The 16,936-nt window shown below is 73.3% G+C and carries 20 protein-coding genes; 12 read left to right on the forward strand and 8 right to left on the reverse strand.

All coding sequences use genetic code 11. The features are described 5' to 3' along the window. Positions 1-26: 26 nt before the first annotated feature. A complete protein-coding gene (locus ACGFZL_RS10120) occupies positions 27-401 on the forward strand; it encodes an ArsR/SmtB family transcription factor (protein ID WP_393690608.1) in 375 nt (124 codons plus the stop codon). A gap of 21 nt (positions 402-422) precedes the next feature. Here ACGFZL_RS10120 and ACGFZL_RS10125 read toward each other — a convergent pair whose 3' ends face one another. Next, on the reverse strand, positions 423-1,052 hold the full coding sequence (locus tag ACGFZL_RS10125; protein ID WP_393690408.1) for a DUF305 domain-containing protein: 630 nt from the start codon (positions 1,050-1,052) through the stop codon (positions 423-425). A gap of 133 nt (positions 1,053-1,185) precedes the next feature. On the opposite strand from ACGFZL_RS10125, the gene ACGFZL_RS10130 reads away from it, so the two are divergent. Continuing rightward, positions 1,186-2,649, forward strand: coding sequence for an LVIVD repeat-containing protein (locus ACGFZL_RS10130; RefSeq protein ID WP_393690409.1), 1,464 nt, complete (start codon positions 1,186-1,188; stop codon positions 2,647-2,649). On the opposite strand, the gene ACGFZL_RS10135 is transcribed toward ACGFZL_RS10130, so the two are convergent. From ACGFZL_RS10135 to ACGFZL_RS10145, 3 genes are all read right to left on the reverse strand, one after another. After that, a complete protein-coding gene (locus ACGFZL_RS10135; protein ID WP_393690410.1) occupies positions 2,637-3,323 on the reverse strand; it encodes a TetR/AcrR family transcriptional regulator in 687 nt (228 codons plus the stop codon). The two genes, ACGFZL_RS10130 and ACGFZL_RS10135, sit on opposite strands and share 13 nt — an antisense overlap. A gap of 146 nt (positions 3,324-3,469) precedes the next feature. Then, positions 3,470-4,174: a phosphatase PAP2 family protein gene (locus ACGFZL_RS10140; protein WP_393690411.1), complete on the reverse strand. Its 705-nt coding sequence runs from the start codon at positions 4,172-4,174 to the stop codon at positions 3,470-3,472. Positions 4,175-4,301: 127 nt separating this feature from the next. Further along, on the reverse strand, positions 4,302-4,859 hold the full coding sequence (locus ACGFZL_RS10145) for a DUF5134 domain-containing protein (protein ID WP_393690412.1): 558 nt from the start codon (positions 4,857-4,859) through the stop codon (positions 4,302-4,304). A 157-nt stretch (positions 4,860-5,016) separates the two neighbouring features. Between ACGFZL_RS10145 and ACGFZL_RS10150 the strand changes: the two genes are divergently transcribed. Continuing rightward, positions 5,017-6,672: an FUSC family protein gene (locus tag ACGFZL_RS10150; protein WP_393690413.1), complete on the forward strand. Its 1,656-nt coding sequence runs from the start codon at positions 5,017-5,019 to the stop codon at positions 6,670-6,672. Further along, on the forward strand, positions 6,669-7,202 hold the full coding sequence (locus tag ACGFZL_RS10155) for a MarR family winged helix-turn-helix transcriptional regulator (RefSeq protein ID WP_393690414.1): 534 nt from the start codon (positions 6,669-6,671) through the stop codon (positions 7,200-7,202). The genes ACGFZL_RS10150 and ACGFZL_RS10155 overlap by 4 nt, the downstream gene beginning before the upstream one ends. Before the next feature lie 19 nt (positions 7,203-7,221). Here the strand turns inward: ACGFZL_RS10155 and ACGFZL_RS10160 are convergent, their stop codons facing one another. Continuing rightward, the gene (locus tag ACGFZL_RS10160; RefSeq protein ID WP_393690415.1) at positions 7,222-7,986 is read right to left on the reverse strand and encodes a VOC family protein; all 765 of its coding nucleotides are present in this window, start codon (positions 7,984-7,986) and stop codon (positions 7,222-7,224) included. An 84-nt stretch (positions 7,987-8,070) separates the two neighbouring features. Next, positions 8,071-8,463 carry a VOC family protein gene (locus tag ACGFZL_RS10165; protein ID WP_393690416.1) on the reverse strand — a complete coding sequence of 131 codons (393 nt, stop codon included), beginning with the start codon at positions 8,461-8,463 and terminating at the stop codon, positions 8,071-8,073. Positions 8,464-8,550: 87 nt separating this feature from the next. Between ACGFZL_RS10165 and ACGFZL_RS10170 the strand changes: the two genes are divergently transcribed. Continuing rightward, on the forward strand, positions 8,551-9,087 hold the full coding sequence (locus tag ACGFZL_RS10170; RefSeq protein WP_393690417.1) for a GNAT family N-acetyltransferase: 537 nt from the start codon (positions 8,551-8,553) through the stop codon (positions 9,085-9,087). A 21-nt stretch (positions 9,088-9,108) separates the two neighbouring features. Here the strand turns inward: ACGFZL_RS10170 and ACGFZL_RS10175 are convergent, their stop codons facing one another. Continuing rightward, positions 9,109-9,792 (reverse strand): glycerophosphodiester phosphodiesterase, encoded by a 684-nt coding sequence (locus ACGFZL_RS10175; RefSeq protein ID WP_393690418.1) that lies wholly within the window; start codon positions 9,790-9,792, stop codon positions 9,109-9,111. Between the two features lie 239 nt (positions 9,793-10,031). Between ACGFZL_RS10175 and ACGFZL_RS10180 the strand changes: the two genes are divergently transcribed. The 4 genes from ACGFZL_RS10180 (at position 10,032) to ACGFZL_RS10195 (ending at position 13,952) form a co-directional block, all read left to right on the forward strand. Next, positions 10,032-11,429 (forward strand): DUF6421 family protein, encoded by a 1,398-nt coding sequence (locus tag ACGFZL_RS10180; RefSeq protein WP_393690419.1) that lies wholly within the window; start codon positions 10,032-10,034, stop codon positions 11,427-11,429. Between the two features lie 53 nt (positions 11,430-11,482). After that, the gene (locus tag ACGFZL_RS10185) at positions 11,483-12,238 is read left to right on the forward strand and encodes an SDR family NAD(P)-dependent oxidoreductase (protein ID WP_393690420.1); all 756 of its coding nucleotides are present in this window, start codon (positions 11,483-11,485) and stop codon (positions 12,236-12,238) included. After that, entirely contained in the window at positions 12,235-13,305 is a 1,071-nt protein-coding gene (locus tag ACGFZL_RS10190) for a threonine aldolase family protein (RefSeq protein ID WP_393690421.1), read from the forward strand. Before ACGFZL_RS10185 ends, ACGFZL_RS10190 begins: the two co-directional genes overlap by 4 nt. Before the next feature lie 74 nt (positions 13,306-13,379). Beyond that, positions 13,380-13,952: a transglutaminase family protein gene (locus ACGFZL_RS10195; protein ID WP_393690422.1), complete on the forward strand. Its 573-nt coding sequence runs from the start codon at positions 13,380-13,382 to the stop codon at positions 13,950-13,952. A 22-nt stretch (positions 13,953-13,974) separates the two neighbouring features. Here ACGFZL_RS10195 and ACGFZL_RS10200 read toward each other — a convergent pair whose 3' ends face one another. Beyond that, positions 13,975-14,703: a lysophospholipid acyltransferase family protein gene (locus tag ACGFZL_RS10200; RefSeq protein WP_393690423.1), complete on the reverse strand. Its 729-nt coding sequence runs from the start codon at positions 14,701-14,703 to the stop codon at positions 13,975-13,977. Between the two features lie 306 nt (positions 14,704-15,009). On the opposite strand from ACGFZL_RS10200, the gene ACGFZL_RS10205 reads away from it, so the two are divergent. The 3 genes from ACGFZL_RS10205 (at position 15,010) to ACGFZL_RS10215 (ending at position 16,896) form a co-directional block, all read left to right on the forward strand. Then, positions 15,010-15,345, forward strand: a complete 336-nt coding sequence (locus ACGFZL_RS10205; RefSeq protein ID WP_355169104.1) for a thioredoxin family protein — start codon at positions 15,010-15,012, stop codon at positions 15,343-15,345. A 35-nt stretch (positions 15,346-15,380) separates the two neighbouring features. After that, entirely contained in the window at positions 15,381-15,884 is a 504-nt protein-coding gene (locus ACGFZL_RS10210; protein ID WP_393690609.1) for a flavin reductase family protein, read from the forward strand. Positions 15,885-16,107: 223 nt separating this feature from the next. Beyond that, positions 16,108-16,896 carry an electron transfer flavoprotein subunit beta/FixA family protein gene (locus ACGFZL_RS10215; protein WP_393690424.1) on the forward strand — a complete coding sequence of 263 codons (789 nt, stop codon included), beginning with the start codon at positions 16,108-16,110 and terminating at the stop codon, positions 16,894-16,896. Positions 16,897-16,936 lie beyond the last annotated feature (40 nt).

Below are 16,936 nucleotides of genomic sequence, written 5' to 3' on the forward strand. Positions count from 1 at the left end.
CCGCGCTGCACGCCCGCACGCGTCGCATGTCCCTCGAACCGGAGCCCACCGTGACCCTCGCCCCCACCGGCAGCCGCGAACTCCCGCACCCCGACCGGGCGGAGATCAGGCTGGAAGGCGTGCTGCACGCGCTCGCCGACCCGCTGCGCCTGCGGATCGTGCGGGAACTGGCCGACGACGGCGGCGCGCTCGCCTGCTCGGATTTCGAGGTGCCGGTGGCCAAGTCGACCACGACGCACCACTTCCGGGTGCTGCGCGAGAGCGGTGTGATCCGGCAGGTCTACCAGGGCACGGCGAAGATGAACGGCCTGCGCCGGGAGGACCTGGACGACCTGTTCCCGGGCCTCCTCGACAGCCTGCTCGCCGCCGCGGCCCGCCAGGCCGACCGCCTCGGGGACTGAACCACCGCCCCCGGAGCCGGGTCAGAGCATCCCGCGCATCCGGCTGATCTCGCTGGTCTGCTGGGCGACCACGTCGTCGGCCATCTCCTCGATCCGCACGTTGTTGCCCTGCGCCTTGACGTCCGTGGCCATCGCCATGGCGCCCTCGTGGTGAGTGATCATCAGGGTGAGGAAGAGCTGGTCGAACGCCTCGCCCTCGGCGGCGCGCAGCTTCGCCAGTTGCGCCTCGGTCGCCATGCCGGGCATCGCGCCGTGCTCGTGACCGCCCTCCTCCCGCTGCCCGTTGGTCTTCAGCCAGCCCCGCATGGCCTCGATCTCCGGCCCCTGCGCGGCGGCGATCCGCTCGGCCAGGCGCTTGACCTGCCCCGAGGCGGCCCGGTCGGGCACCAGGGCCGTCATGGTGAGGGCCTGGGAGTGGTGCAGGATCATCATCCGGGCGTAGGCCACGTCCGCCGCGTTCGGTGTGTCGTCGTCGGCGCGCTGCCGCTCGGCGTCCTCGGCGGAGAGTGTCCGGTTGTCCTCGCCCGGCCTGCCCGGCGCGAGCACCGAGGGGCCCGACGCCGTCGGCCGGTCGTCGGAACCGGAATCGCACGCCCCGAGCCCGAGCACGGCGAGGGCGGCGGCAGAGGCCGCCAAGAGGGTCGGCCTCATTACGTGTTTGTTGCCCTCTGTTGGTATGTGCATGATGAAGACGATACTGCCGTGGTGTCCACCGCCCCACCGGGGACGGAACCAGGGAGGAACAGTGATCCTGTCGAACCACCCGCGAACGCGGCGCCGCAGAATGGGAGTTGCGGCCGCCGCCGCCGGTCTCCTGTCCGCGCTGCTCACCGCAGGACCGGCCGCCGCGACCCCCGACCCGGGGGACGGTCCGGCCGGCGCCAAGGAGGTGTCCCGGAGCGCCCGGGCCGACGTGCGCGACGCCCTCGCCGCCGGGGAGATACCCGGTCAGGACGAGGTCGTCCACTCCGACAACATCGAACACCTCGTCAACATCCCCAAGGACGCACTGCCGGGCTTCAACACGGACCTGGCCTTCCAGGGGAAGTACGCCTTCGCCGGCAACTACGACGGCTTCCGCATCTTCGACATCGGCAACCCCAAGCGGCCGAGGACCGTCGCGCAGGTGCTGTGTCCCGGCTCGCAGAACGACGTCTCGGTCTCCGGAAACCTGCTGTTCCTGTCGACCGACTCCTCGCGCAGCGACAGCAGTTGCAACAGCACCACACAGCCCGCGACCGAGAAGTCCTCCTGGGAGGGCATGAAGGTCTTCGACATCAGCGACAAGCGGAACCCGAAGTACGTCGCCGCCGTCGAGACCGCCTGCGGCTCGCACACCCACACGCTGGTGCCCGAGAAGCGGGACGTCTACCTCTACGTCTCCTCGTACTCGCCCAGCGCCACCTACCCCGACTGCCGGCCCCCGCACGACGGCATCTCGGTCATCAAGGTCCCGCGCAAGGCCCCCGAGAAGGCCGCGGTCGTGAACTTCCCCGTCCTGTTCCCGGGTGAGGGCCCGGACGGCGGCGGCAACCCGGGCGGCCCCACCAACCCGGGCGTCTCCAAGACCACCGGCTGCCACGACATCACCGTGCTGCCCTCCCAGGACCTGGCGGCGGGCGCCTGCATGGGCGACGGCATCCTGTTCTCCATCAAGGACCCCGCGCGACCCAAGGTCATCGACCGGGTGCAGGACAACGTCAACTTCGCCTTCTGGCACTCCGCGACCTTCAACCAGAAGGCGGACAAGGTCGTCTTCACCGACGAGTTGGGCGGTGGCGGCGCCGCCACCTGCAACGCGGAGATCGGTCCGAACCGCGGCGCGGACGGCATCTACGACATCACGGGCCGGGGCGACAGGCGCAAGCTGGTCTTCCGCAGCTACTACAAGATCCCGCGCCACCAGGCGGACACCGAGAACTGCGTCGCGCACAACGGCTCGCTGATCCCGGTCAAGGGCAAGGACCTCATGGTCCAGGCCTGGTACCAGGGCGGCGTCTCGGTGTGGGACTTCACGAACTCGTCCAGGCCGAAGGAGATCGCCTACTTCGAGCGCGGCCCGCTGAGCACCGAGACGCTGGACGTCGGCGGCTCCTGGTCGGCCTACTACTACAACGGCTACATCTACTCGAACGACATCATCAAGGGCTTCGACGTCCTGAAGCTGGACGACCGGCGCACCGACCCGGCGAAGCGCGTCCACCTGCGCGAGCTGAACACGCAGACACAGCCGGACTACTTCGACTGACCGGCGGCCGAAGGGCGGCCCCCAGAGCCGGTCGAGAAGAACCTCGACAGGTCCGTGTCGCACGTCTCGCCGGGCGCCTCGTCGCCCGGCGGGACCCCCAGTTCCCACGCGAGCCCGTAGCGCCCGAACAACTCGGCGCGCAGCACCGGCACCGGCATCGGCGCCCCCGGCATCAGCGCCGCGTACACCGCGCCCATCAGCAGCGCCCGCAGCATCGGGTAGTCCCGGTCCGCGTCGGGCGAGCCGTGCCGGGCCACGGTGTCCCGCAGCAGCTCCGCCAGCCGCTGCTGCTCCGGGCAGGCGACGAACCCCTCGGCCTGCAGCAGGCTCGCCATGTGCTGGCGCATCAGCACCGGCCGGTCCCGGGCGAGGCCCAGGATCGCGTCGATGGCGCGGGCCATGCGCTCCGGCCCCTCGGCGGTGCCCGGCTCGCGCTCCAGGGCCTCCTCCAGGGTGCGGTGCATCAGCCGGTGCACGGCGGACTGCACCAACTGGCGCTTGCCGGGGAAGTAGTAGGACACCAGACCGCGGGCCGAGCCCGCCCGGTCGGCGATGGCGCCGAGCGTGGTCGCGTCGTATCCGTGCTCGCCGACCAGTTCCACGGCGGCCTGCAGGAGCCGCTCTTTCGAACGTCTCCGCAACTCTTCATTGACCGAGGCGCTGCGCGGGGACATGCTGTACTCCTGCGTTGACTGGCTGCCAGCCAACTATACTCAGCGCAGGCGGCCGGGCCCCCTGCGGGTCCGTCACCGCTACCGTACGCTCTGGGCGGCGCGGGGGATCGTCCAGAGCGTACGGTCTGGCTGCTGGTTGCCCGAGGCTACGTCTCCCGGCGCGTCGGTTCCGTAACCCACCGCCCCGCCCACCGCCGGTGGGCCAGGACCGCCAGGCACACCACCAGGGCGCCGAGGAGCCAGCCGCCCAGCACGTCCGTCGCCCAGTGGACGCCCAGCCACACCCGGGTCGCCCCGACGCCGGCCACGCTGACCGCCGCCACGGCGAGGGCGGCGAGCCGGGGGCCGCGAGCGGCGCCGTAGTGGCCGAGCAGCCACACCAGGAGGCCGCACACGACGGTGACGGTCAGGGCGTGTCCGGAGGGGAAGGCCGCGTAGTGCGCGAGGTCCACCGGGTCGGGCCAGGCCGGGCGGGCCCGGTCCACGACCGCCTTCAGCACCTGCTGGAAGAGTCCGGCGGCGACGGCGGTCACCGCGAGCCACCCGGCGGTGAAGCGGTCCCCGCGCCGCCACCACAGCCACACCACCACCGCCGCGCACAGCAGGCGCATCGTCCAGGGGTCCCACACCCAGTCGCTGAGCACCCGCATCACCCGCGTCGCCCCGCGATGGCCCGTCGCCCAGCGGTGCGTGGTGTCCGCGATGTCGTCGTCCAGCCCGGTCAGGGGCGCCCATTCCACCGCGACCAGAGCCAGCAGCAGCGCCGAGCACAGCCCGAGCGCCCAGGCGGCGCGACGGGCGGTGCGGGACGGTGGGGGACCGGGCGGGGAGTCGACGGAGGACGTCTGCATTCCGCGATCCTCGCCGAACGGGGGTGCGCGGGGCCAATCCCGCGTGTCGGCCGCAGCGAGCGGGAGCGCCTCACGGGGTCACCCGGCCCTCACAGGTTCACCCGGTCCTCACGGGGTCACCAGCCCCTCACAGGGTCAGCAGCATCGCCAGCATCGCGATGCCCATCGCCAGCCGGCAGGCCCGCGCCAGCTCCGGGCGGTCGCCCCAGCCCGCTGCCGGACCGGCGCCCGCCACCGCGACGGCCGGTATCAGCCGCGCGCCGGTCAGCAGGACGTAGCCGGTGAAGTACAGCAGCAGCGCCGCCGTCAGCGCCGGGACGCCGGAGCCGCCCGTGCCGTGATGGTGGGGCGCTCCACCGGGTGCCGCGGCCATCGCCACCGCCATGTGGACCATGGCCGCCGCGCCGACGAGGTGATGCAGGTGACGCCGGCGCCATCGGGCCGCCCACAGGGCGCGCAGCCCCGCCGCGCCGAAGACCAGCGCGTACAGCGGCCAGGTCCAGCCGGGCGGGCTGAACACCGCGGCGGGCACGGCCATGGCGGCCATGCCGAACCCCATGAGGGCCTCGCCGCCCGCGGCGCGGCGCTGCTCCTCGACATCGCTGCGCATCCGCAGCAGGCAGTAGGCGCCGGTCGCCGCGCACAGCGCGACCAGCAGCCAGCCGGACGAGACCGGTCCGTGCACAGGGGGCCTCCCCGCTCGTCGCTCGACGGTCGGTCGAAGACCTGCCCGGGCGAGGCGGCGTGCACGCGGGCGCAAGGAGGCACGCGGGCGTGTGCGGGGGGAGCGCGATGCCCTCGGCCAAGTGCTTTATAGGTAAAACACCTGCTAATCTCCTTGCATGACCCCCCGCCTCCCGCTCGCCGGTGTACTGCGGACGCGCCGCCCCTCCGACATCTGGTTCAAGCCCGCCCTCAGCTCCGTCGCCGCCGTCGCCCCGCCCAACCTCGTCCTGCTGGCGCTCGGCCGGCTCGACCTGGCGATGTACACCATGGCCGGCTCCCTGTGCGCCCTCTACGCGCACAACCGCCCCTACGCCGCCCGCGCCGGCATCCTCGCCCGGGTGATCGTCGGCATGCTCGCCGGCGTGGCCGTCGCCCTGGTCACCGCCTCGCTCACCACGAACGCCGTCGTCCTCGTCACCGTCGGCGCCCTGCTGGCCGCCGCGCAGAAGGCGCTCTGCGACGCCACCCGGCTCGGCCCGCCCGGCAACGTCGTCCTGTGCTTCATCAGCTCCGCCTGCCTCTTCGTCCCGCAGAGCCTCGGCCAGATCCCCGGCCACCTGGCGCTCGGCGCGGCGGCGGGCGCCTGGGCCTGGCTGGTCTGCATGGCCCCCGCGCTGGTCCGCCCGCACGGCCCCGAACGCCGCGCCACTGCCCAGGCCCTGCGCGCCGCCGCCGCGTACGCCGCCACCGACGGCACCGCCGAAGGCCACGCCGCCGCCCGGGCCACCGGGTACACCGCAGTGCAGGCTGCCTGGCAGACGCTGCTCGCCCTGCCGGCCACCGGGCCCGGCGCCGCGGGACGGCACGCCCTGGAGCGGCTCGTCGTCCGCGCCGAGGTCGCCCTCGCCGCCCCCGCCGACACCGACCCGGAACCGCTGCGCGCCTGGGCCCGTGCGCTGCGCGGCACGCGCCGGGTCCCGCACACCGGCGCCCCCGGAGCGACCGCCGACGAACTGTTCGGCGTCGACGCCGAACGCGCCGCCGCACCCCCCTCGCTGCGCCGCCGGATCGGCCCGCTCGCCCCCCTGGCCCTGCGCACCGCCCTCGGCTGCGCGCTGGCCGGCTACGCCTCCCTGGCCCTCGGCGTCGGCCGCCCCTACTGGGCCCTGGTCACCGCCGCCGCCCTCTACCAGGCCAACCTCACCCTGACCTGGAGCCGGGCCGTGCAGCGCGTGGTCGGCAACCTCGCCGGAGTGCTGCTGTTCGCGGCGATCGTCCCGCTGGCCCACCTCGGGCAGGTGCTCCTCGTGCTGTGCTGCCTCGCCCTCAACTTCGGCGCCGAGGCGCTCATCACGCGCAACTACTGGCTCGGCAGCGTGTGCGTGACCCCCATGGCACTGCTGATCACCGAGTTCGCCGGCCCGCAGCACACCGGCGAGCTGATGACCGAGCGGGCGGTGGACACCCTGGTCGGCGCCCTGGTCGGCTTCCTGGCCGCCGTCGCCGTCACCAACCGGCGCGCCGGCGACCAGGTCGAGCGGGCGGTCACCGCCGCCGACCGCGCCCGCGAGCGCGCCGCCCGGCTGCTCGCCGAGCCGGCCCCCGCGGCCGGGGACCTGGAGGCCGCCCGCCGCGCGCTGAGCGGTGCGCTGGCCGGCCTGCGGGCCGCCGTGGAGGCCGCGTCCGGCGAGTGGTGGCAGCGGGCCCTGCCGCAGGAGCGGGTAGTGCTCGCCGAGCAGTCCGGACACCGTACGCTCGCCGGGATCGTGCGCCGCCAGGCGACGCGCCCCGCCGGGGACGCCGGCACGAGGACGGAGGACGTACGCCCATGACCACCCCCGAGGGCCGGACGAGCGGCGACGGGGACACCGTCGCAGCGGTGGTCCGGCAGTGGCGGGCCGTGCACCCGGATCTCGACACCGGCCCCATGGAGATCATCGGCCGCGTCAACCGCTGCGCCGCCCTGCTCCAGCAGGCCGAGGACGCCCCGCTGCGCCGCGCCGGTCTCAGCCGCGCCGAGTTCGACCTGCTGGGCGCGCTGCGCCGCACCGGGCACGAGCTGACCCCGGGCGACCTGGCGCGGGAGACCTTCTCCTCGGGGGCGGCCGTCACCAAGCGGCTCAAGCAGCTCACCGAGCGGGGACTGGTCGAGCGCCGCGCCGACACCCGCGACCGCCGGGTCGCCCACGTCGGCCTCACCGGCGTGGGGCGCGACCTGGTCGACGGCATCCTGCCCGACCAGCTCGCCTACGAGAGCGCCGTGCTCTCCGAGATCGGGGCCGCCGACCGGGAGGAGCTGGCCGCCCTGCTCGCCGCGCTCCTCGGCCGCCTCGAGGGCCGCCTGGACGCGCTGCGGTTCTGACGGCCCGCCGGGCCCGCGCTCAGGGCTCGTCGCCCGCCCGGTAGACGCCGAACATCGCGCCCTGCGGGTCGCGCAGCACCGCGATCCGCGGTCCCTCGGGCAGCGAGGTGGGTGCCATGAGCACGGTGCCGCCCCCGCCGGTGGTGTCGTCGGCGGCGGTGTCGACGTCGGCCACCGCGAAGTACGGCAGCCAGTGCGCCGGCACCTCGTGCGGGAACTTCTCGTCCATGGCGACCAGGCCGCCGAAGTCCGCACCGCCGACGCCCCACTGCGGATAGCCGGCGTCGCCGGTCACCGTCCAGCCGAACACCGTGGTGTAGAAGTCCTCGGCCCGCCCGGGCTCCCGGGTCAGCAGCTCCACCCAGCCCAGCGAGCCGGGCGCGTTGAACACCCCGGCTCCCGGGAACGCCCCGGCCTGCCACAGCTGGAACACCGCGCCCGTCGGGTCCTCGGCCACCGCGAACCGGCCCGAGTCGAGCACGTCCACGGGACCCTGCCGCACCGCCCCGCCGGCCGCCGTCACCTGTCGCAGCGCGGCGTCCGCGTCGGGCACGGCGAAGGAGACGCTCCAGGCCACCGGCTGCCCCGCCGCGTACAGCCGGGTCACCGCGGCCACGGCCGCCTCCCCCAGCCGGGCCAGGGTGTGGCCGCCCGCCTCCGGGCGGGGGTCGGTCTCGCACCGCCAGCCGAACAGCTCGGTGTAGAACCGCCGCGCCGCCTCCGGATCGCTGGTGCCCAGCTCGACCCAGCAGGGCCCGCCGGGCACCGGTTCATGCACCTTCATGACACCGGCCGTCCCTTCGGTAGCCCCCTGTTGCACGCTAAGTCGACCGCCCGGCCGGGGCCATCCAGAGGGCGCGGCGAGGCCCTAGATGCCGGGCCGGTAGCGCAGCGGATGGTCGGCCGGCACCTCCACGAGCACGATCGGCGTGCCGTCCGGGTCGGCGATCCACATCTCCACCAGCCCCCACGGCTCCTTGACCGGCGGCCGGACGATCTCCACGCCCGCCGCCCGCAGCTCCGCGTGGGCCGCCTCGGCGTCCTCGACCTGGAGCCACAGGCGTGGCCCCGGCGGTGCGGGCGCCTCAGCGCGCCCGGAGACCTCGAGGAAGCCGCCGCCCAGGAAGTAGACCGTGCCGCGCTCGGGCCCCTCACCGAACTCGCGCTGGACGGCGAGGCCGAGCTGCTCCCCGTAGAACGCGCGGGAGCGGTCGGGGTCGACGGGCCGGAGCAGGATCCGACTGCTGAGTACATGCACCATGCGTCCCGACCTTAGGGCCTGCCCGGCGGCGGCGTTACCCTCACAGGTGCCCGTGCCGCGCACCTGATCGAACCGGAGACGCCCCGCATGCACGCCGCCACCGCCCTGACCTTCCGCGAGGCCGCCGCCGCCGACGTGGCCGGGATCGTCGCGCTCGTCGAGTCCGCCTACCGCGGCGAGTCCAGCCGCGCCGGGTGGACCACCGAGGCCGATCTCCTGGAGGGTCAGCGCACCGATCCGGAGGGGGTCCTGGCGCTGGTCGAGTCGCCCGACTCGACGCTCCTCGTGGTGGAGCGCGACGGCGCGCTCGTGGCCTGCTGCCAGCTGGAGCACCGCGGCACGCACGCCTACTTCGGGATGTTCGCCGTCAGCCCGGCCCTCCAGGGCGCCGGCCTCGGCAAGCAGGTCATCGCGGAGGCGGAGCGGCGGGCCCGCGCCGACTGGGGCGCCACCGAGATGCACATGACCGTGATCTCGGTGCGCGACGACCTCATCGCCTTCTACGAGCGGCGCGGCTACGGCCGTACGGGCCGGATGAGCCCCTTCCCGTACGGCGACGAGCGCTTCGGGCTGCCCCGCCGGGCCGATCTGCAGTTCGAGCTGCTGGTCAAGCCGCTCGCCTGAGCCGCGCCGCGGCCCGGCGGCTCACGCGGTGAAGCGGCCGGTGCGGCGGATCTCCGGGAAGTCCGTGGTGGCGCCGTCCAGGCCGAGCGCCCGCACCAGCCGCAGGTGGTCCTGGGTGTTGACCACCCAGCCGCAGACCCTGAGGCCCGCCTTGCGGGCCCGCTCCACGACCTCGAGGGTGATCCGGGTGATGTCCAGGCAGAGCGTGCCGGCGCCCGCCGCGACCGCCCGGTCCACCACCTTGGGGCCGTAGTACTGCGCCACCAGCGCGGTGCGCACCCCGGGCACCAGGCGGGCGATCTCCACGATCGCCTCGTCGTGGAAGGAGATCACCTCCACCCGCTCCACCAGGTCCCGGCGGAGCATCACCTCGGCCAGCGTCCGGGCCGCCGCCGTGTCCTTGATCTCCGCCTGCACCGGCAGCGACACGGCGTCCAGCACCTCCTCGAAGACCGGGATCCGCTCCCCGCGCCCGGCGTCCAGGGCGCGCAGTTCGGCGAGCGTCTTGTCGGCGATCGCGCCGGTGCCGTCGGTCGTGCGGTCCACCTCCGCGTCGTGCATGACGACGAGCGCGCCGTCCTTGCTCAGGTGCAGGTCGAGTTCGACGACGTCCAGTCCGCCCTGTTCGGCGGCGACGAAGGAGCGCAGGGTGTTCTCGGGCTCGACGCCCATGGCTCCGCGGTGACCGATGGTGAGGAAGTTCAAGGCTCGACTCGCTTCCGTGGACGGCGGCGACGGCGGCACCGGCGGCTCTCCGGCCCCATCGGACGGTTTCCCCACGGCGACGCCCGCTATACGGCGGGAGGAGGGTGACCGGGCCGCACGGGAAATCGTGCGGCAGCTACGGGGGTCTGACAGGATAATTTTCGGGTACTCCCCTTGTCGGGAGAAAGCATCAACACATACGGTGTCCTGACGCAAGCTTCTCCCGTGGAGGATGGGTCATGACGGAAATTCTTGTGCAGGTGGGTGCGGAGGGGCAGATTCCTTCCGTGAGCAGGGTGGTGGAGCACCCGGCGTGGCCCGTGCTCAAGGGTGCCGTGGAGCGGATCCGGCCATGGCAGTCCAAGGACGGCTCGATCGACTTCGCCGCCGAGGGCGCCCCGGAGCGATCCGCCGCCGAGGCCGCCGTGCGCGAGGTCACCCGCTCCGTCGAGGACCTGTCCCCGCTCCTCCCGCACGACCGCGCCTACCACGAGGCCCTGGTGGCCGACCTCGGCCGCTGGGCCGACGGCGGCTTCGAGGTGCCCGACTTCCTGGACTCGCTGCTCGCCTTCCAGCCCGCGGCCGGCCGCGCCGACGGCCTCCAGCACCTCGTCGTCTTCCCGATGTACACGCAGAACGGCAACCCGGACCGCAACCTCGAGGCGGTCGTGCTGCGCATGGTCTGGCCGGACTGGCTGGCCGAGCTGGAGCGCACCCGCTACGACAACCCGCTGTTCTGCGGCATCACCTTCGAGGACTTCACCGCGGGCTACGACACCAACTCCGCGGTCCTCTTCCCCGAGACCATCGCCGTGCGCGAGGCTCCGGAGCGCTTCTCCTGGGGCGGCATCTTCTGCGACCGCGAGGCCGCCCGCTTCCGCCGCGTCACCGAGGCCGCCGTCGGCGTCCTGGGCCTGGAGCTGCCCGAGGACATCGCCGCCATGGTCGACGACCAGAAGCGCTGCGAGGCGGCCTTCGTGCTGTGGGACATGGTCCACGACCGCACCCACAGCCACGGCGACCTGCCCTTCGACCCGTTCATGATCAAGCAGCGCCAGCCGTTCTGGATGTACGGCCTGGAGGAGCTGCGCTGCGACCTCACCGCCTTCCGGGAGGCCGTGAAGCTCGCCGAGGAGGGCGTCCCGCAGGCCCGCGACGTGCAGTACGCCGTGCTGTTCGACCGCATGTTCCGCTTCCCGGTCACCGGCGAGCGGGTGCGCAACTACGACGGCCTCGGCGGCCAGCTCCTCTTCGCCTACCTGCACAAGCACGACGTCGTGCGCTGGACCGACAACAAGCTGTTCATCGACTGGCAGCGCGCCCCCCAGGTCACCAACCAGCTGTGCGCCGAGATCGAGACGCTCTACCGCGACGGCATCGACCGCCCCAAGCTGGTCCACTGGTTCGCCGGCTACGAGCTGGTCTCCACCTACCTGGCCCCGCACCCCGGCTCCACCTGGGCCAAGGGCCCCGACGCCCTCGACCTGACGCAGCCCCCGCGCAAGCTGGTCGACGACGTGCTGCCGGACGAGTTCCCGCTCAGCATGTTCTACGAGGCCCTGTCCAAGAAGCTGAAGAAGGTGATCGCCTCGACCAGGGGCATCACCGCGGACGGTGCCGAGCGGGCCGCCGCGTGAGCGACGGCACGGACGAGACGACTGAGGGCGCACGGGCTCGGGAGGCGAGGACCATGGGGAACGGGGCGAACGGGCCGCTGGACGGCGCGGTGATCGCGGTGGCCGGAGCGGGCGGACCCGCCGGCCGGGCCGCGGTGCTGCGGCTTGCCGAGGCGGGGGCGACCGTCGTCGGCTCCGACAACGACCCGGAGCGGCTGGCCGAGGCGGTGGACGCGGCCCGCTACGCGCACGGCGGCGCCGCCGTCACCGGCGAGACCGTCGACCTGCTCGACCTGGCGGCCACCTCCCAGTGGGCCGCCCGGATCGAGAAGGACTTCGGGCGCGTCGACGGCCTGGTCCACCTGGTCGGCGGCTGGCGCGGCAGCCAGACCTTCGCCAAGACCGACCTGGGCGACTGGGAGCTGCTCGAGAAGCTGCTCGTCCGCACCGTCCAGCACACCTCCCTCGCCTTCCACGAGCAGCTCCAGCGCAGCGACCGCGGTCGGTACGTGCTGATCAGCGCGGCCGGCGCGAGCAACCCCACCGCCGGCAACGCCGCCTACTCGGCCGCCAAGGCCGCCGCCGAGGCCTGGACGCTGGCCATGGCCGACTTCTTCCGCAAGGCGGGGGGCGAGCAGGGCCCGACCTCCGCGGCTGCCATTCTGGTGGTCAAGGCGTTGGTGCACGAGGCGATGCGCGCCGAGCGGCCCAACGCGAAGTTCGCGGGCTTCACGGACGTCACCGACCTCGCCGAGGCCGTCGCCGGGGTCTGGTCGAAGCCCGCCGCGGAAGTGAACGGAACCCGTCTGTGGCTGACCGAGAAGCCGTGAACCCCCCGAAGACCGACGCACGGCGCCACCACGACCCCGAGGCCCGCGGCTTCGCCAGCGACAACTACGCCGGCGCCCACCCGGAGGTACTGGCCGCCCTGGCCCTGGCCAACGGCGGGCACCAGGTGGCGTACGGCGAGGACGCGTACACCGAGAACCTCCAGCGGGTGATCCGCGGCCACTTCGGGGCGTCCGCCGAGGCGTTCCCGGTCTTCAACGGCACCGGCGCCAACGTCGTCGCGCTCCAGGCGGTCACCGACCGCTGGGGCGCGGTGATCTGCGCCGAGAGCGCCCACATCCACGTCGACGAGGGCGGCGCCCCCGAGCGCATGGGCGGCCTGAAGCTGCTCACCGTGCCCACCCCGGACGGCAAGCTCACCCCCGAGCTGATCGACCGGCAGGCGTACGGCTGGGACGACGAGCACCGGGCCATGCCCCAGGTCGTCTCGATCACCCAGAGCACCGAGCTGGGCACCCTCTACACGCCGGGCGAGATCCGCGCGATCTGCGAGCACGCCCACGCCCGTGGCATGCGGGTGCATCTGGACGGCTCCCGGATAGCCAACGCCGCCGCCTCCCTCGACGTGCCGATGCGGACCTTCACCAACGCGGTCGGCGTCGACCTGCTCTCCCTGGGCGGCACCAAGAACGGCGCGATCTTCGGCGAGGCGGTCGTGGTGCTGAACCCGGACGCCGTGCGCCACATGAAGCACCTGCGCAAGCTGTCGATGCAGCTGGCCTCCAAGATGCGCTTCGTGTCGGTGCAGCTGGAGGCCCTGCTGGCCAAGGACCTGTGGCTGCGCAACGCCCGGCACGCCAACGAGATGGCCCAGCGCCTGGCCGAGGGCGTGCGCGCCGTGCACGGCGTGGAGATCCTCCACCCGGTGCAGGCCAACGCGGTCTTCGCCCGGCTGCCGCACGAGGTGAGCGAGCGGCTCCAGCAGCGCTTCCGCTTCTACTTCTGGGACGAGGCCGCCGGCGACGTGCGCTGGATGTGCGCCTTCGACACCAGCGAGGACGACGTCGACGCGTTCGTGGCGGCCCTCAAGGAGGAGATGGCCGCCTAGCCCCGACTGCATAAGTATGCGCTCACTTGGAAAGTCATTGACGGTCGGGTGGGCGCATTCCTATGCTCTGCGGCATGCAGCTGATCCAGCAGGACCCCGATCTGTCCGCCTACTTGGACTCCGACGAGGTCATCGACCATCACCATCCGCTGGTGCGGGAGACGGCCACGCGACTCGCGGGGGACGCGAAGGACTCGTATGACTATGCGCGACGGGCCTTCGAGTTCGTGCGCGACACCATCCCGCACTCGCAGGACACCGGCGACCCGCGGGTCACCTGGCGGGCCTCCGACGTCCTGGGGCGGCGCACCGGCATCTGCCACGCCAAGGCCCACGCGCTGACCGCGCTGCTGCGGGCCGAGGTCATCCCGACGGCGCTGTGCTACCAGCGCTTCGACGTGCTGCACGGGCTCGTCGCCGTGCGCTTCGACGGGTCCTGGCACCGGCAGGACTCGCGGGGCAACAAACCCGGCGTCGACGCGCGCTTCTCGCTGGGCGGGGAGCAGTTGGCCTTCCGGCCCGACCGCGCGGCCGGCGAGGCCGACCTCCCGGAGCTGTACGCCGCGCCGCACCCGGCCGTCCTGGCGGCCCTGAAGGCGGCCGACGACCGGGAGCAGCTCTGGGCCACGCTCCCGGCGGCCCTCTGAGACCGGCGCCCCGGGCGGGCCGTCAGTGCGCCTGGGCCGTGCGCAGCTGCTCCGGCGTCGGGGCCGAGCCGCCGAGGTGGGCCGGCATCCACCAGGTGTCCTCCGCGCTCCTCGGGCGCACCGGGTAGGCGCGCTGCGCGGCCTCCAGGAGCTCCTGCACCCGCTCGCGCAGCCGGCGGGTCAGCGCCCCCGCGTACTGGTCGCGCGGGGCGTCCATCGGCTCGCCCACCCGGATGGTGACCGGGGTGTGGCTGCGCTTGAAGTTGCGCGGGTGGCCCTTGGTCCACAGCCGCTGGGTGCCCCACAGCGCCATCGGGACCAGCGGGACGCCCGCCTCCTGGGCCAGCCGCGCGGCGCCCGACTTGAAGCTCTTCAGCGTGAACGACTCGGAGATCGTCGCCTCCGGGAAGACGCCGACGATCTCGCCGGAACGCAGCGACTCCAGGGCGTGCGCGTACGCCGTCTCGCCCTGCTTGCGGTCCACCGGGATGTGCTTCATGCCGCGCATCAGCGGACCGGAGATCCGGTGCCGGAAGACCGACTCCTTCGCCATGAAGCGCACCAGCCGCTTCTGCGGCAGCGCGGCCAGGCCGTCGAAGATGAAGTCCAGGTAGCTGATGTGGTTGCTCACCAGCACGGCGCCGCCCGAGCGCGGGATGTTCTCCGCGCCCCGGAGGTCGATCTTGAGATCCCACACCTTGAACATGGTGCGGGCGAGACCGATCACCGGTCGGTAGACGAACTCTGCCATGGGCGGGTAGGGCCCTTCCTTCTCTGCCTGGGATCCTGGGAAGGGACTCCCAGCCGAAGTTACGCAGCCGTAGGTTTTGCGGCTTGTCGCAGATCGTGCCCGAAGAACGGCCCGGGAACCAGCCCCGGTGCCCGTACCCGGCGAGATCCTCATCACGTCCCCGGCGGGTCGGCGCCGGCGAACCGGGTACCGGGACCGGGAATGACCGGCCGCGCGCGTGCGCTGCACAGACGACGACTCGGACGGGCGGCGCGCGGCACACGCGGGCCCACCACGACAGGGCCGCGACGGCGGCGGAGCAGAGGGGTGCGCGTGCACGGGCGGGACGAGGGGGCGACGGTGCTCGGCGCGGGCGACCTGGGCCGGGAGCTGGGGGCGCGCGCCACGCTGGTGCAGTTCTCCAGCGCCTTCTGCGCGCCCTGCCGGGCGACCCGGCGCGTCCTCACCGAGGTGGCGGGCCTGGTGCCCGGCGTCGCCCACGTCGAGATCGACGCCGAGGCCCGCCTGGAGCTGGTGCGCGCCCTCGGCGTGCTGAAGACCCCGACGGTGCTGGTCCTCGACGCCACCGGCCGCGTCGTGCGCCGGGCCGCCGGACTGCCCCGCAAGGCCGACGTGATCGCCGCCCTCGGGGAGGCGGTGTGAGCGCCTCGCCCCGCCGGTCCGCCGCCGGGCCCGCGTTGCCCGCCCCGCGGCGGGAGGCGCACCCCGGCACCCAGGACCTGCTGCGAGCCGTCTTCCGGCGGCACCCGGCGGGCGTCGCCGTGATCACCGCCCCCGGGGAGGCCGGTCCGGTCGGCTTCACCGCCACCTCGCTCGCCTCCGTCTCCGCCGAGCCACCGCTGCTCTCCTTCGGCATCGCCGCCGGCGCCTCCAGCTGGCCCGCCGTCTCGCGGGCCGCGTACGTCGGCGTCCACCTGCTGGGGGAGCACCAGCAGGAGCTGGCGGCCCGCTTCGCCCGCAGCGGCGCCGACCGCTTCGGGCCGCCGACCGCCTGGCGCGAGGGCCCCGAGGGCGTGCCCGTCCTCGACGACGTGCCGGCCTGGCTGGTCTGCCGGGTCGCCGGGCGGGTCCCGGCGGGGGACCACCGCGTCGTGCTGGCGGAGATCGCACACGGCGACGCCACGGGGCCCGGCCGGCCGCTGGTGTACCACCGGGGGCGTTTCACCGGCCTGCCGGAATGATCCCGCGCGTTCTGCGCGGCGGTGGGATTCCGGTTACGCTGCGTTGCGAAGGTCACAGTTCAAAGCGCTTGCTCAGCGGGCATGAACTGGGTGTACTGACGAGTAATATTCCGGCCGGAGCGCGGGTCGCCCCGATCGGACCCGACCGGAATCGGCCGCTTGTGGCGCCTATGCTGCCTGCAAGCAGGCAGCACTGAAATGTCGATGCAGTAGGAGAGCCGGCGTGAGCTTGAGGATCGTTGTCACCGTGAAGTACGTGCCCGACGCCACCGGCGACCGGCACTTCGCCGATGACCTGACCGTCGACCGCGACGACGTCGACGGTCTGCTCTCCGAACTGGACGAGTACGCGGTCGAGCAGGCGCTGCAGATCTCGGAGAACTCCGACGACGACGTGGAGATCACCGTCCTGACGGTGGGTCCCGAGGACGCCAAGGACGCCCTGCGCAAGGCGCTGTCCATGGGCGCCGACAAGGCGATCCATGTCGAGGACGACGACCTGCACGGCACCGACGCCGTCGGCACCTCCCTGGTCCTGGCCAAGGCGATCGAGAAGGCCGGCTACGACCTGGTCGTCTCCGGCATGGCCTCCACCGACGGCACCATGGGCGTCGTCCCGGCCCTGCTCGCCGAGCGCCTCGGCGTCCCCCAGGTGACCCTGCTCTCCGAGGTCTCCGTGGAGGGCGGCACGGTCACCGGGCGCCGTGACGGCGACGCCGCCTCCGAGACGCTCGAGGCGTCCCTGCCGGCCGTCGTGTCGGTCACCGACCAGTCGGGCGAGGCCCGCTACCCGTCCTTCAAGGGCATCATGGCGGCCAAGAAGAAGCCGGTGGAGTCCTGGGACCTGTCCGACCTGGACCTGGAGGCCGAGGAGGTCGGCCTGGCGGGCTCCTGGACCGCGGTCGACGGCGCGGCCGAGCGTCCGGCCCGTACGGCGGGCACGATCGTCAAGGACGAGGGCGAGGGCGGCAAGCAGCTCGCCGAGTTCCTCGCGGGCCAGAAGTTCATCTAGGCCCCGATCCGTCCCCGCCCCCGCACCCTTCGCAAGCAGG

The organism is Streptomyces sp. NPDC048182, assembly GCF_043202555.1.
GTDB lineage: Bacteria > Actinomycetota > Actinomycetes > Streptomycetales > Streptomycetaceae > Streptomyces.

Coding starts and splice junctions, on each gene's coding strand:
- ACGFZL_RS10130 (WP_393690409.1), top strand. CDS start 1,186: ATGGGAGTTGCGGCCGCCGCCGCCGGTCTCCTGTCCGCGCTGCTCACC.
- ACGFZL_RS10180 (WP_393690419.1), top strand. CDS start 10,032: ATGACGGAAATTCTTGTGCAGGTGGGTGCGGAGGGGCAGATTCCTTCC.
- ACGFZL_RS10120 (WP_393690608.1), top strand. CDS start 27: ATGTCCCTCGAACCGGAGCCCACCGTGACCCTCGCCCCCACCGGCAGC.
- ACGFZL_RS10125 (WP_393690408.1), bottom strand. CDS start 1,052: ATGAGGCCGACCCTCTTGGCGGCCTCTGCCGCCGCCCTCGCCGTGCTC.
- ACGFZL_RS10155 (WP_393690414.1), top strand. CDS start 6,669: ATGACCACCCCCGAGGGCCGGACGAGCGGCGACGGGGACACCGTCGCA.
- ACGFZL_RS10195 (WP_393690422.1), top strand. CDS start 13,380: ATGCAGCTGATCCAGCAGGACCCCGATCTGTCCGCCTACTTGGACTCC.
- ACGFZL_RS10165 (WP_393690416.1), bottom strand. CDS start 8,463: ATGGTGCATGTACTCAGCAGTCGGATCCTGCTCCGGCCCGTCGACCCC.
- ACGFZL_RS10135 (WP_393690410.1), bottom strand. CDS start 3,323: ATGTCCCCGCGCAGCGCCTCGGTCAATGAAGAGTTGCGGAGACGTTCG.
- ACGFZL_RS10140 (WP_393690411.1), bottom strand. CDS start 4,174: ATGCAGACGTCCTCCGTCGACTCCCCGCCCGGTCCCCCACCGTCCCGC.
- ACGFZL_RS10185 (WP_393690420.1), top strand. CDS start 11,483: ATGGGGAACGGGGCGAACGGGCCGCTGGACGGCGCGGTGATCGCGGTG.
- ACGFZL_RS10170 (WP_393690417.1), top strand. CDS start 8,551: ATGCACGCCGCCACCGCCCTGACCTTCCGCGAGGCCGCCGCCGCCGAC.
- ACGFZL_RS10200 (WP_393690423.1), bottom strand. CDS start 14,703: ATGGCAGAGTTCGTCTACCGACCGGTGATCGGTCTCGCCCGCACCATG.
- ACGFZL_RS10150 (WP_393690413.1), top strand. CDS start 5,017: ATGACCCCCCGCCTCCCGCTCGCCGGTGTACTGCGGACGCGCCGCCCC.
- ACGFZL_RS10160 (WP_393690415.1), bottom strand. CDS start 7,986: ATGAAGGTGCATGAACCGGTGCCCGGCGGGCCCTGCTGGGTCGAGCTG.